The organism is Microbacterium sp. AK031 (assembly GCF_024807145.1).
Lineage (GTDB): Bacteria > Actinomycetota > Actinomycetes > Actinomycetales > Microbacteriaceae > Microbacterium.
Genome location: NZ_JANUCA010000004.1, coordinates 126,865 through 142,361, shown reverse-complemented (window position 1 = coordinate 142,361; position 15,497 = coordinate 126,865). Strand labels below are relative to the sequence as shown.

Below are 15,497 nucleotides of genomic sequence, written 5' to 3'. Positions count from 1 at the left end.
CAGCCCCGCACGCCGTACAGGTGAAAGTGCATCTCGCACACTGCATGACCGCGTGCCGATCGTCATGGCGAGGGTGGGTCAGGGGACCTTCCGGCTCGAAAACGACGGAATGCATCGGATGCCGCGGCACGCCTCGGCGGGAATGTCCGAGGCCGTCCGTACGGTGTGAATATGCGAATCCTGCACACCTCCGACTGGCACATCGGTCGCACATTCCATGGCAACTCGACCATGGATGCGCTGGCCGAGGTGCTGGGCGCCCTGGTGGAGCAGGTGCGGGACAACGCGGTCGACGTCGTGATCGTCGCCGGCGACGTGTTCGACTCTTCGACGCCTGCTGGTCCGGCCTACACGCTGCTCGGTGACGCGCTCGTCGGCCTTCACGACGCGGGCGCCAAGGTCATCGTCACGAGCGGTAACCACGACTCGGCCGAGAGGCTGGGGTTCCAGGCGCGTCTGCTGCGCGATGGCATCCATGTCGTCACCGATCCTCGTGCAGTCGGCACGCCGGTCACGATCGCCGACTCCGACGGTCCGGTGCATTTCTACGGCATCCCGTATCTCGAACCGGCGATCGTGCGCCATTACTGGCCCGACGTCATGCTGCGCACCCAGGCGCAGACCATGGCGCATGCCATGGGTCTCGTCCGCGCGGGAATGGACGCGCACGAAGGACGCTCGGTGGCGATCGCGCACTGCTTCGCGGCGGGCGTGGATGCCACGGCAGGACTCGAACGTGAAGTGCGTCAGGGCGGGCTCGATGTCGTGCCCCTTGAAGTCTTCGACGGCCCCGATTACATCGCACTCGGGCACATCCACGGGCGGCAGCAGCTCAGCGAACGCGTCCGCTATGCGGGGGCGCCGCTGCACTACAGCTTCGGCGAGCAGCACAAGGAGCGCGGCTCCTGGCTGATCGATCTCGATGAGTCCGGTCTCGCTTCGGCGGAATGGCTCGCACTGCCTGTGCCGCGCCGGCTCGTGACGCTCACCGGCACGCTCGATGAGATCCTCTCCGCAGAGAATGTCGAGACGCACGCCGGTGATTGGGTGTGCGCGATCTACACCGACGCACTGCCGCAGGCCGAGCCGATGCGCCGTCTGAAGGAGAGCTTCCCGCACTGCGCCATGGTGCAGCACACACCGGTCGGCGGCGCCGAGCGGGCACAGCATTCGTACTCCGAGCGACTCAAGTCCGCCGTCACCGACACAGAGCGCATCGAGGCGTTCCTCGAGCACGTGCGCGCGGGGCAGGGGCCGAGTGAGCGTGAGAGCGAACTCATCCGCGACGTCCTCGACGAGCGCGTGGCTGCCGAGGCCCTCGTCTAGTGCGCCTCCACCGACTCGAGATCGAGGGCTTCGGCCCGTTCCTCGATCGCCAGATCGTCGATTTCGACGGCTTCGCCGATGACGGCATCTTCCTGATCGCGGGTCGCACGGGTGCAGGCAAGTCGAGCATTCTGGATGCCGTCTGCTTCGGCCTGTACGGCGGCGTGCCGCGGTACGAGAGCGGCGACAAACGACTGCGCAGCGACTACTGCGCTCCGGAAGATCTCAGTGAGGTGGTCGTCGAGTTCAGTACGACGGCCGGCCGATTCCGAGTGACCCGCTCACCGGAGTATCAGCGTCCCGCGAAGCGCGGTGGAGGGCTCACGAAGCAGGCGTCTGCCGTCGCGCTCGACGAGTGGATCGATGACGCCTGGGTCGGTAGGGCAGCACGCGCGGTCGACGTCGGGAACGAGCTCGATGAGATCCTGCAGCTGAGCAGGGAGCAGTTCCTGCAGGTGATCCTGCTCGCCCAGAACCGTTTCGCGCGATTCCTGCTCGCCGACAGCAAGGAGCGTCAGGCGCTGCTGCGCCGGCTCTTCGGCACTGAGCGCTTCGATGACGTGCAGTCGCGGTTCGATGAGCGACGTCGCGCCGCCGAGAACGCGCTCGCCGGTCGACTCGCCACGGTGTCCGCGCGCGTCGAAGAGGCAGAGCGCGTCGTGACGGCCGCGGCGTTGTGGGGCGATCTCGCCGTCGAAGGGGAGCTCGCGCCGGCGGGGTCCGGTTCCGGCGGCACCGAAGCGCGGCTGGAGGCGTTGCGGCTGGCCCTGACCCGCGCCGAGTATCAGGCCGAGCGTCGTGTCGCCGAGCAGGACGATGCGGAGAAGAGGCTCGCGAAGGCGGATGCCGCGCTCGTCGCCGCGCGCGAAGAGAAGAAAGCCCAGCAGGAACGGGATCGCGCACGCGCAGCTCTAGAGGCTCTCGACGCCGAGGAGCCGCAGATCGTCGACGCCCGCCACGCACTCGAGCGTGCGCGTGCGGCCGAGGCGCTGCGCGCCACGATCACTGCCACGACGCGTGCACAAGAGGCGCTGGTGGGTGCCGCTGTCGCAGCGCAGGCGGCACGATCATCCTGGTCGGCAACGGGCGTCGATCTCGCCATCGGCCTGGTTGACCTGAATGCAGTTGATCCAGATGCAGTTGATCCAGATGAAACTGGGGCGAGCGCCGCTGAACCAGGCGCTGTCGCTGCGCTCGAGACCTGGGCCTCTGATCGCATCCGCGAGAGCGGGGCATGGGCGCGCGCTGCCGAGCAGGAAGCGACGATTCCGGCTCTGATGGCAGAACTCGCCGCCGCCGAGAGAGAGGTGACCGCGGCATCCGAACGATTCGAGACAGGTGAGGCCGAGCGCCTGACTCTGCCTTCCCTCGTCGCCGAGCTGACAACCCAGCGCGACGATGCACGCCGCCTCGCTGACCGTGTCGACGACCTCGCTCTCGCCGTCGAATCGGCCAGGGTCAGGCGCGATGCTGTGGCTGAGCAAGAGCGGCTGAGCGATGAACTCGCTGCCGCCGAGCGTCGCCTCGCCGATGCCAGTACCGCACTCGCTGCCGCCCAGAACGATCTCGCCGATCTGCGGCGCCGGCGCCTCGACGGGTTCGCCGGAGAGCTGGCGACGGCGCTCGTCGAGGGGGAACCCTGTGCGGTGTGCGGATCGACGTCGCATCCGGCGCCCGCGGCGCACACCGACCCGGTCTCGGCGGACGACATCGAATCCGCAGAGGCGGTTCGGGATGCGTCGACGCGGGCGGAACGCGTCGCCGGTGAGCAGGTCTCCGCGGTACGCGCCGAACGCGCGGCAGCCCTGGCCAGGGCAGAAGAACGCACGGTCGAGACCGCCGACGCAGAGGTCAAGGCCGCCGCAGCGGCTCATGCCGATGCGATCACGGCTGCCGAAGCGCTCGCCTCCGTTGAAGCGCGGCTCACAGCGGCGAACGAGCGCATCTCGGCGCTGGACGAGGAGCGTGCGGAGTCCACTCGCGCTCTCGCTGCCGCCCGCGAAGCGCTCGCCCTCATCGAGCAGCGCAGTCGGGAGATCCAGGCACTGGTCGCCGATGCCCGCGGGCCGTTCGACACGGTCGCGCAGCGGCTGGCTGCCACGACGGAGCAGATCACGGCCGCGCAGAAGCTGGCCGAAGCGCTCGCAGAGCACTCCCGCCGCGCGGCGACACTGAGAGAAGCCGCCGCAGAGCAGCAGAGCGCCCTAGCCGCTTCAGACTTCGACGATGCCACCGCCGTGCAGCAGGCACTGCACTCGTCGGCGGAGCAGGCAGCGCTCGACGCACGCATCACCGCGCATTCCGCGCAGCGCGCGAAGGAGAAGGCGACGCTGCTCGATCTCGAGCTGCGCACCCTCTGCGAAGAACCCATCGACCTGGCACCGGTCGAGCAGTCAGCGGCCGATGCGCGCTCGGAGTGGAAGACGACCGTCGACGCAGCCAACCGCGCGCAGAGCACCGCAGAGCAGCTGGCCAGGCTCATCGAGTCTGCGGCAGCGGAGCACGGGCGCAGCGCCGAGCAGCAGGCCGAGTACGAGGTGATCCGGAGCCTCGCCGACACCATCGCCGGTCGCGCGGGCAACACCCACAAGATGACGCTCGAGACGTTCGTGCTCGCCGCCGAGCTCGAAGAGATCGTGCAGGCGGCCAATCGTCGCCTCAGCGACATGTCGACCGGCCGGTATCAGCTGCAGCATTCCGACGCGCTCGCGGCTCGGGGCGCAGCATCCGGTCTGGGGATAGTGGTCTTCGACGCCTTCACCGGACAGGCACGCCCCGCGCAGTCGTTGTCGGGAGGAGAGACATTCCTCAGTTCGCTGGCGCTTGCGCTCGGCCTCGCCGAAGTCGTGACCGCACGGGCCGGTGGTATTCAGCTCGACACCCTGTTCATCGACGAAGGTTTCGGATCGCTCGACGCAGACACCCTCGACATCGCGATGCGTACTCTCGACGAGTTGCGCTCCGGCGGCCGGACCGTAGGCATCATCAGCCACGTCGAGTCGATGCAGGAGCAGATTCCGGCTCAGCTCGTCGTAGAGCAGACCGAGAGCGGCCCCAGCCGGATCCGCAGCTGATCGGGTCCGCACAGGTCCCGCGAGTTCCATCCATGACACAACGACGTAACAGTCACGAGGGATACTGGACGCATGACGCTTCAGCAGGAGATCGCTCAGACCCTCGGGGTGCACGCCGAGATCGACCCGGCCGCCGAGATCGAACGGCGAGTGCAGTTCCTCATCGACTACCTCAAGAAGGCCGGCGCGAAAGGGTACGTGCTCGGAATCTCGGGCGGACAGGACTCGACTCTCGCGGGGCGGCTCGCTCAGCTCGCCATGGAGCGCGTGCGATCCGAAGGCCGCGATGCGACATTCATCGCCGTGCGCCTGCCGTACAAGGTGCAACACGACGCGGATGACGCGACAGCCGCACTCGGCTTCATCGCCCCGGATCGCACCGTCGAGGTGAACATCCAGAACGGCGTCGACGGTGTCGAGAAGGATATCGAGCAGGCGGCCGGCGCCGACATCTCGGACTTCAACCGCGGCAACATCAAGGCGCGCCTGCGCATGGTGACGCAGTACGCGCTCGCGGGACACGACGGTCGCCTCGTCATCGGCACCGATCACGCCGCCGAGGCGGTCACGGGCTTCTTCACGAAGTTCGGTGATGGTGCCGCCGACATCCTCCCACTCTCCGGTCTCACCAAACGTCAGGGCAAGGCGCTGCTGCGCGCTCTCGATGCTCCGGAGAGACTCTGGATGAAGGTGCCCACTGCCGACCTTCTCGATGACCAGCCGGGCCGCGCCGATGAGGACGAACTGGGCCTCACCTACGAGCAGATCGACGACTACCTCGAAGGCAAGCCGGTGGATGCTGCGGCCGCCGCCCGTCTGGAAGGCAAGTATCTCGCCAGTCAGCACAAGCGTCACCTCCCGGTGGGGCCCGACGACGGCTGGTGGCGCTGACGCTTACCGGGCTGAGCGAGCGTCCGCGAGCCGGAGCCGGAGCCGGAGCCGGAGCGCCGCTGTCAGATCCCCCGGCTACGCTCGAAGCATGCGGATCGACACCCAGGCGCAGCGCGTCATCTTCAGCGCCAGCGACCTGAAAGCGGCCGCCGAGTGCGAATTCGCATGGTCCCGCGCGATCGACGCGAAGCTGGGCCGAGTTCCCGCCGTCGTCGAGCCCGAAGACGCCACGCTCGCCCGGGCGGCGAAGCTCGGCGACCTGCACGAGCTGAAGGTGCTCGACGCATACCGTGAACGATTCGGTGCGGATGCGGTGCACGAGGTGTCCAAGGCGTCGTCCGCCGATGCGTCCGCTCTTGCGACCGTGGTCGCAGAGACCGCGGACGCACTGCGCTCCGATGCGAAGGTGCTGTTCCAGGCCGCGTTCTGCACACACGAGTTCGTCGGCTTCGCCGACTTCCTGCTTCGAGAAGATGACGGATCGTGGCGCGTGCAGGACTCGAAGCTCGCCCGCACGGCACGCGTCACCGCTCTCATGCAGTTGGCGGCATACGTGGATCAGCTCGACGGTCTCGGCATCCCTCGGTCTGATCGGGTCGACCTCATCCTCGGCGACGGAACCATCAGCACGCATGCCGTCGATGACCTGCTGCCGTTGTTCCACGTGCGGCGCGCGCGGCTGCGTGCGCTGATCGCCGACCGCCGCGTCGAGACCGGCGCCGCAGGCGAGGCGCTCGCCTGGGGCGATGACCGCGGAGATCTCGAGATCGTCGCGTGCGGGCGGTGTGCCACCTGCGCCGAACAGGTGGATGCGCACCGTGATCTGCTGATGGTCGCGCGCATGCGCCCTGTGCAGCGCGCCAGGCTGCGCGCCGCAGGCATCGAGACGATCGAAGGGCTCGCGGCCGCGTCGGCTGCTCCCGACGGGATGAACGTCGACACCTTCGAGTCGCTCCGAGCCCAGGCCCGGCTGCAGCTGCGTGCTGATATCGACGACGCACCAACGTTCGACGTCTATCACCCGGCCGCCATCCACACGCTGCCCCGGCCGAGCCGGGGTGACATCTTCTTCGACTTCGAAGGCGACCCGCTCTACACGGAGTCCGCACCTGACGGGAACGCGCAGTGGGGCATCGACTACCTCTTCGGCTGGGTCGACAATGACGACCAGTACACGCCGCTGTGGGCCCACACTTTCGCCGACGAGAAGCGTGCGCTCGAGCAGTTCCTCGATTTCGTGAACGTCCGTCGTGCCGCCCATCCCGACATGCACATCTACCACTACGCGCCTTACGAGACCTCTCATCTGGTCGCGATGGCGGCGCGCTACGGCATCCGCGAAGGAGAAGTCGACCGGCTGCTGCGCGAGGGCGTGTTCGTCGACCTGTACCCGCTCGTGCTGCGTACCGTCAGGGTCGGCTCGCGCTCCTATTCGATCAAGAAGCTCGAACCGCTGTACATGGGCGAAGAGGTGCGCACCAGCGATGTGCAGAAGGGCGACGACTCGATCGTGCAGTATGTCGCCGCGCGTGCCCTCGCGGAGGCGGGGGAGACCGCCGAGGCGGAATCGGTGCTCGACGATCTCGCCGACTACAACCGCTACGACTGCGTCTCCACGCGGCGGCTGCGCAACTGGCTGATCGAGATCGCCAGGGAGAAGGGCGTGAGTCCGGCGCCGCCGGACGAGGCAGAGGAACTCGTATACGAGCCCTCACAATGTTCGGTGGCATTGCTGGCCGACGCCGAGCGCGATGTCGAAGCCGGCGGCGACGGCGAGGTACATCGCGTCGCGGCGGCTGCGATCGACTACTACCCACGCGAGGCCAAGAGCTTCTGGGTGGGGCACTTCCAGCGGCTGCGCGAGCCGGTGTCGATGTGGGATCAGACCCGCGACGTCGTGCGGGTAGATGCCTCCCAGAGCGTGCTCCGGCGCGACTGGGGCGTCGAAGAGGGGCGTCGCGTGTCCTCGCGTGACGTCGAGATCCGCGGTGAGATCTCGCCCGGCACCACCCTCGGGGTCGGCGCGAACCCCTTCGCGCTCTATCCGTTCCCTGCCCCGTTCGACGCCGACGCGCCATCGCGCGCGGTGCATGTGCCTCGCACGGTCACGGTCGTCGAGGTTCTCGACGACGGCTACGTGATCACCGAGACCGCGGTCGGCGGCGAGACGTGGGACGAGTTCCCGCTCGCGCTGACCCCGGCGGCACCGCCCCGCGTCGTGTCGCTGCAGGGAGCGATCGATGAGTGGGCGGACGCCGTGCATGAGGCGGCACCGGCTTTCCCCGCGGATGCTGCCACCGACATCCTGCGTCGCATCCCCCCGCGCACGGTGTCGGGATCGACGCTCCCGACTGCGGGTGACGATGTCGTGGACGCGATCGTGCGGGGCGTGCTCGACCTCGACCACAGCTACCTCGCGGTGCAGGGCCCACCAGGCACCGGCAAGACCTATACCGGCTCACGGGTCATCGCACGGCTCGTGATCGAGCACGGTTTCCGCATCGGCGTCGTGGCGCAGTCGCATGCGATCATCGAGACCCTTCTCGACCGTGTCGTCGCAGACGGCGTGGCACCAGGACAGGTCGCGAAGGCGCCGAAGGACAAGGACGCCGATCCGAAGTACACCGCGATCCCGAAGAGCGGCATGGCGGCGTTCCTCGCGGAGCGCGCGGGCCAGGGCCTCGTCGTCGGGGGAACGGCGTGGGACTTCAGTAACACGGGACGTGTGGAACGGGAGGGAATCGACCTGCTCGTAATCGACGAGGCTGGTCAGTTCTCACTCGCATCCACGATCGCCGTCGCGGCGGGAGCGAAGAGCCTGCTGTTGCTCGGTGACCCTCAGCAGCTGCCGCAGGTGAGTCAGGGTGCGCATCCTGAACCCGTGGACACCTCTGCGCTGGGCTGGGTCATGGACGGCGATGCCGTCATCAGCCCCGAGTACGGGTACTTCCTCGATCGCAGCTGGCGGATGCATCCGGCCGTTGCCGCTCCCGTCTCCCGGCTTTCGTATGCGGGCCAGCTCGCCTCGGCGCCTGGCACGGATCAGCGTGTCATCGAGGGCGTCGAGGCGGGATTGCATGTCGTCGCGTTGCGTCATCGCCGCAATGCGACCCAGTCGCCGGAGGAAGCGGCCGAAGTCGTGCGCATCGTGCGCGAGCTGCTGGGGCGGGAGTTCGCAGCGCCGGGCGCGGCTCCGCGCCCCCTGGCTGAGTTTGATTTCATCGTCGTCGCCCCCTACAACGCACAGAAGCAACTCGTGATCGATGCCCTTGCGGCAGCAGGATTCGCCGATGTGCCGGTCGGCACGGTCGACAACTTCCAGGGGAAGGAAGCAGTCGTGTCGATCACGACACTTGCTGCCTCCAGCGGACGCGATGCTCCGCGCGGACCCGAGTTCCTGCTGCTGCAGAACCGTCTGAACGTCGCGATCTCACGGGCTCAGGTGGCGGCGTATCTGATCTACTCGCCAGCACTGCTCGATGACCTGCCACGCACGCCGGAGGGTGTCGCTCGACTCAGCGCCTTCGCCCGCCTTGTCGGCGCGGATCACGACTGAGCAGGTAAGTGGATGGGAACGACATCAGTGCACACGATCGACGATATTCTGCGCGCGTCCGCCGCATGGGTCTGGTTTCCCCGCGACTGCGAGCAGGACAAGACTCACCTGCAGTTGGTGCGCTACCCGCAGCGCTTCGGCGGCGGCGTGCGCGGTTCGCGGGTGGATTCCGCGGCCGACGTCGTGACCGTGCTCGATCACGCCATCGATCGCACGAGAGCCTGGGGCGAATCGCAGCTCACGTTCTGGACGAACGCCTCGGATCGACCGGACCTCGAAGAGGAGCTGCGCCGTCGCGGCGCGGAGCACGTCGACACGGTCACCGTGTTCGCCGTGGCGATCGACGAGCTCGAGATCGATGTACCGGATGACGTGACAGCCGAGATCGTTCGAACACTCGAACAGGTGCGAGAGGTCGACAGCATCAACGTGCCGGTGTGGGAGCAATCGCCCCTTGACGATCATGGATTGCAGGTCGAGCTGGATGAAGTCACGTCTGCGCTCGCCTCGGGCGAGGGCGTGCGGGTGCTGGGACGCTTGGACGGGGAAGCGGTCAGTACCGGCGGCTGCACGATCGTCGATGGCTTCGCGCGGCTGTGGGGCGCAGCGACGTTGACGCGAGCTCGCGGTCGAGGGGCGTACCGTGCCGTGCTGGCGGAGCGGTTGCGGGTCAGCGCCGAACTCGGTGCGACGACGGCGCTCGTGAAGGGTCGCGTCGCCACTTCCGCGCCGATACTGGCGCGGGTCGGGTTCGCGATCCACGGTGACGAACGCGCATACCGATTAGCGGTCTCGTAGCTCCATCGCAAGGGAGCGAACACAGCGCGGCGCGGCGCCGGACTGATGTCAGACCGTACCGTACAACCGGTCGCCGGCGTCGCCGAGGCCGGGCACGATGTAGCCCTTCTCGTTGAGCCGTTCGTCGAGTGCGCCCAGCACGAGCGTCACGTCGCGGTCACCGACCATCTTCTTGATCGCCTCGACGCCCTCCGGCGTGCCGATGAGGCAGATCGCCGTGACATCCTGCGCTCCGCGCTTGAAGAGGAACTCGATCGCCGCGCCGAGCGACCCGCCAGTGGCGAGCATCGGGTCGATCGCGAAGCACTGGCGGTCGCTGAGGTCATCGGGCAGACGCTCTGCGTAGGTCGTCGGCTCGAAGGTCGTCTCATCACGCACCATGCCGAGGAATCCGACCTCTGCCGTGGGGAGCAGTTTGACCATGCCCTCCAGCATGCCGAGCCCGGCGCGCAGGATCGGGACGACGATCGGGCGCGGCTCGGAGATCTTCACACCCATGGTCGTGGTGACGGGGGTCGTGATCTCGACGGGGCTGACCTTGACGTTGCGAGTCGCCTCGTAGGCGAGCAGCGTCACGAGCTCCTCCGTCAACTGGCGGAAGACCGGCGACGAGGTGCGCACATCGCGCAGCACCGACAGCTTGTGAGTGATGAGGGGGTGGTCGGCGACGTGAACACGCATGAGTACAGAGTAATGCGCCAACGGCACTATCGACGATGCGGTCTGCCGGGACGCGCGTGGCGCGCAGCGCCGAGTCGGGCGGATGCCGGAATATGCTCGGATCATGCGCGAGGCGGATGACGACGGGATGCGGCGTGCCCTCGCGCTCGCCGTTGAGGCTGCCGCTGCAGGAGAGGTGCCCGTCGGGGCCGTCGTCCTCGACGCCGCCGGTCGCGTCATCGCCGAGGGACGCAACACCCGCGAGGAGACCCACGACCCGACCGGGCACGCGGAGATCATCGCGCTGCGGCAGGCCGCGGCATCCATCGGCGCTTGGAATCTCGAAGGGCACACCCTCATCGTGACCCTCGAGCCGTGCGTGATGTGCGCCGGGGCGATCCTGCAGTCGAGGATCGGGCGCGTGGTCTTCGGCGCGTGGGACGAGAAGGCCGGAGCGGCGGGGTCGATGTATGACGTGCTGCGCGACCGCCGCCTGCCCTACCGTGCCGAGGTCGTCGGCGGTGTGGCCGAGGAAGCCGCGACCTCACTGCTCCGCGACTTCTTCGAACAGCGCCGCTGAGCCCTTCGACAGGCCGCAGGGAGCGGGAAGGCTCAGGAAGCGGGGGACGTATTCAGTCCGAGGACTTCAGCACGAACGCATCCGTCGGCGGCGTCGGATCGATCGCCGGGCGGTAGACGTCGGGCTCGATGTAGATCACACGGGCGACGGGCACGGCATCCCGGATCTGCTTCTCGATCTCGTCGATGTCAGCAGCCGCCTCGCGCACGGTCTTGTCCGAAGTGAGGGCGATCTTCGCCGCGACGAGCAGCTCGTCGGGCCCGAGGTAGAGGGTCTTCAGGTGGATGAGCTTCTCCACGTCGGGACAGCCGACGATGGAATCCATGATCAGGTCGAGATCGGTCTGACTCGCTCCTTCGCCGACCAGCAGGCTCTTCGTCTCGATGCCGAGGATCACGGCGATCAGCACGAGCAGCACGCCGATCGCGAGCGTGCCGAGTGCATCGAACACACTGTCGCCGGTGATCACGGTGAGGCCGACGCCGAGCAGCGCGAACGAAAGTCCGGTGAGAGCGCCGATGTCTTCCAGCAGCACGACCGGCAGCTCGGGAGCCTTCGCGCGGCGCACGAACGACACCCACGACTGCCCCTTCTCCCGCACGAGGTTGCTCTCCTTGACCGCAGTGCGCAGCGAGAACGACTCGAGTCCGATCGCGACGACGAGAACCACGAGGGGCAGCCACCACCACACCGGGTCGAGCTCGTGCGGGTGTGTCAGCTTGTCGATGCCCTCGTAGATCGCGAACAGGCCGCCGAGCGAGAACAGGATGATCGAGACGACGAATGCGTAGACGTAGCGCTCACGGCCGTACCCGAACGGGTGCGTGCGGTCGGCCGAGCGTTTGGCCCTGCGTCCCCCGAGCATGAGCAGCAGCTGGTTGCCGGAGTCGGCGAGAGAGTGCACGGCCTCGGCGAGCATCGACGCGGAACCGGAGAGGAGCCACGCCGCCAACTTCGCGATCGCGATCCCCAGGTTCGCCAGGAACGCCGCGATGATCGCCTTGCCTCCACCGGATGCACTCATGTCGCGATTCTAGTTCGCTCATCCGCGATACGGATGAGCACCCTCGGCGCAGTCGGATGCCGCGAATAGGATGTCGACATGGCTGATTCACTCCCGTCCCTCGCGTTCCTCGGTGCCGGTTCGATGGGAGGCGCGATCCTCCAGGGCGTGGTCGCCTCGGGTATCGATGTCGATGGCGGCATCGTCGCCACCAACCGCACGAAGGAGAAGGCGTCGGCACTCGCAGGTCTCGAAGGGGTCACCTCGATCGCGCTGGAAGAGCAGCCTGCCGGGAACACGGATGCCGCGGCCTCGGCCGGGATCGTCATCGTCGGGGTGAAACCGGCGATGGTCCCCGATCTGCTCCGCGAGATCGCGCCGGCACTCCGGCCGGACGCCATCGTCGTCAGCGTCGCCGCCGGCGTCACCCTGGCGACCTTCGCCGACGGCCTCGGTTCGGATGCGCGGGTCATCCGCGCCATGCCGAACACCCCCGCCACCGTGGGAAAGGCTGTCACCGGGCTCGCAGCCGGTGGTGCAGCATCCGCAGACGACCTCGCCGTGGTGCGCCGGCTGTTCGAACTCGTCGGCGCTGTCGTCGAGGTGCCGGAAGAGCAGATCGACGCGCTGGGGACCATTTCCGGTTCTGGCCCCGCCTACGTCTTCCTGCTCATCGAGGAGCTGACGAAGGCGGCGACCGGCAAAGGTTTCAACGAGCAGGATGCCCGGCTGATGGTCGAGCAGACCTTCATCGGCGCCACCGCGCTGCTCGCCGCATCCGGTGAGGATCCCGCCGAACTGCGTCGCCGAGTGACGAGCCCTAAGGGCACGACCGAGCGCGCCATCGCCGTGCTGCAGGACGCGCATCTCGACCGGGTGTTCGCCGAAGCGACCGACGCGGCCCTCGCACGCTCGAGAGAGCTCGCCTCCGGCGCTTGAGCCTCTTCACCGGCGCCGTGCGGGCGTCGCCGGATCAGTTCATCGGTCGAGGCTGGCGAACCGTTCGATGTCGCTGTTGGTGCCCGACACGATGATGAGATCGTGGTTGGTCACGACGGTGGCCGCCTCTGCGTACCGGAAGGGCTTGCCCGGGCTCTTCACGCCGACGACAGTGACCTTGTACTTCGACCGCACGCCGGACTCGTTCAGGCCGACGCCGCGGATGAATTTCGGCGGGTACATCTTCGCCAGTACGAAGTCGTCGTCGAAGCGGATGAAGTCCAGCATCCGCCCGCTGACGAGGTGGGCGACGCGTTCGCCGGCCTCGCGTTCCGGGTAGATGACGTGGTTCGCACCGACGCGAGCGAGGATCTTGCCGTGCGACTGCGAGACGGCCTTCGCCCAGATCTGCGGCACCTTCAGGTCAACGAGGTTCGCCGTGATCAGGACGGATGCTTCGATGAGCGAACCGACCGCGACCACAGCGACCTGGAAATCCTGCGCGCCGATCTGCCTGAGCGCATCGATGTTGCGGGCGTCACCCTGCACTGTGTGCGTGACGCGATCCGACCACTTCTGCACGAGCTCGAGGTTCTCGTCCATCGCGAGCACCTCGCGATCGAGCCGGTCGAGCTCTCCGGCACACGCAGCGCCGAAGCGCCCGAGTCCGATCACGAGTACGGGCGCGTCGCCCCGGAGGACTTCAACCAACGATCGGCCTTTCCACGGGCAGCGAGTAGAGCTGCGAACGCGATGTCGCGGCGACCGCCGCGGCGAGAGTCACTGTACCAATTCGCCCCATGAAGATGGTGGCGGCCATGACGTACGACGCCGAATCCGGTAGTTCAGCGGTCAGCCCGGTGGACAGCCCGACCGTGCCGAACGCGGAGATGACGTCGAAGAGCACTTCGGCGATCGGGGCCTTCGTGAGCTGTGCGATCACGATCGTGGAGAGCGCCACGATCGTCGCACCCCAAGCGACGACGCTCAGTGCAACGCGCTGCACATCGCTGGGGATGCGGCGGCCGAACGCTTCGACGGACTGACGACCGCGCGCCTCAGACCAGACGGCGATCGCGAGTACGGCGAGCGTTGTGACCTTGATGCCCCCGGCCGTCGACGCTGAGCCGCCTCCGACGAACATGAGCATGGATCCGGCGACCAGAGAGGAACCGTTCAGATCACCGATCTCGACGACGCTGAAGCCGCCCGACCTGGTCATCGCGGACAGGAAGAATGCCTGGAACGTCGTGTCGCCGGCATCCATCGACCCGAACGTGAGGGGGTTGTTGTACTCCAGGACGAGGAACACACCAGCGCCGAGAACGAACAGGATCGATGTGGTGATGAGCGTGAGCTTGCTGTGCAGCGACCACCGCTTCACGTGCCAGTAGTGCTTGGCGAGGGTGTAGATCACCGGGAAGCCGATGCTTCCGAGGAGCACGCTGATCATGAGCACTGTCAGCACGAAGTAGTCGTCGGCGAATTCTCCGACACCACCGGCATTCGGCGTGAACCCGGTGTTGGTGAATGACATCGCTGCGTAGTACGGCGCTTCCCAGAGCGCGGCGAGGGGAGGGATGCCGGCCATCACGAGCCCTGGATAGAGAAGCAGGGCGACCACGAGCTCGATGAGCAGCAGCGACATCGCGACGGTCTTCAGCAGCTGACCGACCTCGCCGAGCCGAACGGTCTGTCCCTCGTTGACCACGCCGCCGTGGGCGCGCAGCGGGTTGCTGTCGCCTGCGGCAAGCAGCTTTGCGCGCAGCCCGAGCTTCTTCGAGATGACCATTCCGAGCACAGAGGCCAACGTCAGCACGCCCATACCGCCGATGTTGACGCCGAGGAAGATGAGCACGTGTCCGAACGGCGACCAGTGCAACGCCATGTCGACGGTCGCGAGGCCGGTCACGCAGATGGTCGAGACGGCGGTGAAGAGCGCGTCGCTGATCGGAGTGACGGTACCTGTGGCCGACGCGATCGGCAGCGACAACAGTGCGGTGAAGAGCACGATCAACGCCGAGAAGATGAGGATCGCGAAGCGCGAAGGCGATGACGTGATGAGGTGGCGGAGGAAGCGCCACACGTCCCGTGCGCGCGTACGTGGGGACAACGATGACCCGATGCTCGACATCGCCGCCCTCCTGAGTCCGATCCGTGTTCGCTCGCCGACGACATTCCGGTGAGCCTTCGTCATGGTACTCCGCACGTGGGACGACTACCCTGATCTCATGACCGACATCTTCGACGTGATTGCAGACGGCACGAGGCGGGATATCCTCCAGCTCCTCCTGCGACGCGCGGCAGACGGGGATGCCGGCACCAGCGTCTCGCAGATCGTCAGCGAACTGGGCATCAGCCAGCCCACGGTCTCGAAACATCTGAAGGTGCTGCGTGAGGCCGAACTGGTGAGCGTCCGCGAAGACGGCCAGCGCCGGCTGTACAGCATCGAGGTGGAGCCGCTCGAAGTGGTGGACGACTGGCTCGTGCCCTTCCTGGTGGATGCCTTCGGCGACAATGCTCCCGACATCGACCTGTCCTTCGCCCCATTGCCGGAGGGGGCCGCGCACGCGGCCGAGGTGTTCGGCCGCGCCGCGGCATCCGCGAAGCACGTGGTCTCCACTGCATTCAAGCGGCTGGGGTCCTGACCGCGCACGGGGTCCGAGTGGA

Annotated in this window: 12 protein-coding genes; 8 read left to right on the top strand and 4 right to left on the bottom strand. The window is 67.3% G+C overall.

Annotated elements, in window-relative coordinates; all coding sequences use genetic code 11:
* Positions 1-171 precede the first annotated feature (171 nt).
* The 5 genes from HDC95_RS10025 (at position 172) to HDC95_RS10005 (ending at position 9,645) form a co-directional block, all read left to right on the top strand.
* On the top strand, positions 172-1,326 hold the full coding sequence (locus HDC95_RS10025; protein ID WP_259063310.1) for an exonuclease SbcCD subunit D: 1,155 nt from the start codon (positions 172-174) through the stop codon (positions 1,324-1,326).
* Positions 1,326-4,400, top strand: a complete 3,075-nt coding sequence (locus HDC95_RS10020) for an SMC family ATPase (protein WP_259063309.1) — start codon at positions 1,326-1,328, stop codon at positions 4,398-4,400. Before HDC95_RS10025 ends, HDC95_RS10020 begins: the two co-directional genes overlap by 1 nt.
* A 72-nt stretch (positions 4,401-4,472) precedes the next feature.
* The gene (gene nadE / locus HDC95_RS10015) at positions 4,473-5,291 is read left to right on the top strand and encodes an ammonia-dependent NAD(+) synthetase (protein WP_259063308.1); all 819 of its coding nucleotides are present in this window, start codon (positions 4,473-4,475) and stop codon (positions 5,289-5,291) included.
* A gap of 88 nt (positions 5,292-5,379) precedes the next feature.
* Positions 5,380-8,847: a bifunctional RecB family nuclease/DEAD/DEAH box helicase gene (locus tag HDC95_RS10010; RefSeq protein ID WP_259063307.1), complete on the top strand. Its 3,468-nt coding sequence runs from the start codon at positions 5,380-5,382 to the stop codon at positions 8,845-8,847.
* Positions 8,848-8,859: 12 nt separating this feature from the next.
* Positions 8,860-9,645 (top strand): hypothetical protein, encoded by a 786-nt coding sequence (locus HDC95_RS10005; protein ID WP_259063306.1) that lies wholly within the window; start codon positions 8,860-8,862, stop codon positions 9,643-9,645.
* A 48-nt stretch (positions 9,646-9,693) separates the two neighbouring features.
* Here HDC95_RS10005 and upp read toward each other — a convergent pair whose 3' ends face one another.
* On the bottom strand, positions 9,694-10,326 hold the full coding sequence (gene upp / locus HDC95_RS10000; protein ID WP_259063305.1) for a uracil phosphoribosyltransferase: 633 nt from the start codon (positions 10,324-10,326) through the stop codon (positions 9,694-9,696).
* Positions 10,327-10,429: 103 nt separating this feature from the next.
* Here upp and tadA point away from each other — a divergent pair, with 103 nt between their 5' ends.
* A complete protein-coding gene (tadA, locus tag HDC95_RS09995) occupies positions 10,430-10,885 on the top strand; it encodes a tRNA adenosine(34) deaminase TadA (protein WP_259063304.1) in 456 nt (151 codons plus the stop codon).
* A 52-nt stretch (positions 10,886-10,937) separates the two neighbouring features.
* Here the strand turns inward: tadA and HDC95_RS09990 are convergent, their stop codons facing one another.
* A complete protein-coding gene (locus HDC95_RS09990) occupies positions 10,938-11,909 on the bottom strand; it encodes a cation diffusion facilitator family transporter (protein WP_259063303.1) in 972 nt (323 codons plus the stop codon).
* Between the two features lie 78 nt (positions 11,910-11,987).
* Between HDC95_RS09990 and proC the strand changes: the two genes are divergently transcribed.
* A complete protein-coding gene (gene proC / locus HDC95_RS09985) occupies positions 11,988-12,827 on the top strand; it encodes a pyrroline-5-carboxylate reductase (RefSeq protein WP_259063302.1) in 840 nt (279 codons plus the stop codon).
* 39 nt (positions 12,828-12,866) lie between these two features.
* Here the strand turns inward: proC and HDC95_RS09980 are convergent, their stop codons facing one another.
* Both HDC95_RS09980 and HDC95_RS09975 read right to left on the bottom strand, forming a co-directional pair.
* On the bottom strand, positions 12,867-13,538 hold the full coding sequence (locus tag HDC95_RS09980; RefSeq protein ID WP_259063301.1) for a TrkA family potassium uptake protein: 672 nt from the start codon (positions 13,536-13,538) through the stop codon (positions 12,867-12,869).
* Positions 13,531-14,961, bottom strand: a complete 1,431-nt coding sequence (locus HDC95_RS09975; RefSeq protein WP_259063300.1) for a TrkH family potassium uptake protein — start codon at positions 14,959-14,961, stop codon at positions 13,531-13,533. The genes HDC95_RS09980 and HDC95_RS09975 overlap by 8 nt, the downstream gene beginning before the upstream one ends.
* Positions 14,962-15,058: 97 nt before the next feature.
* Here HDC95_RS09975 and HDC95_RS09970 point away from each other — a divergent pair, with 97 nt between their 5' ends.
* Entirely contained in the window at positions 15,059-15,475 is a 417-nt protein-coding gene (locus HDC95_RS09970) for a helix-turn-helix transcriptional regulator (RefSeq protein ID WP_259063299.1), read from the top strand.
* Positions 15,476-15,497 lie beyond the last annotated feature (22 nt).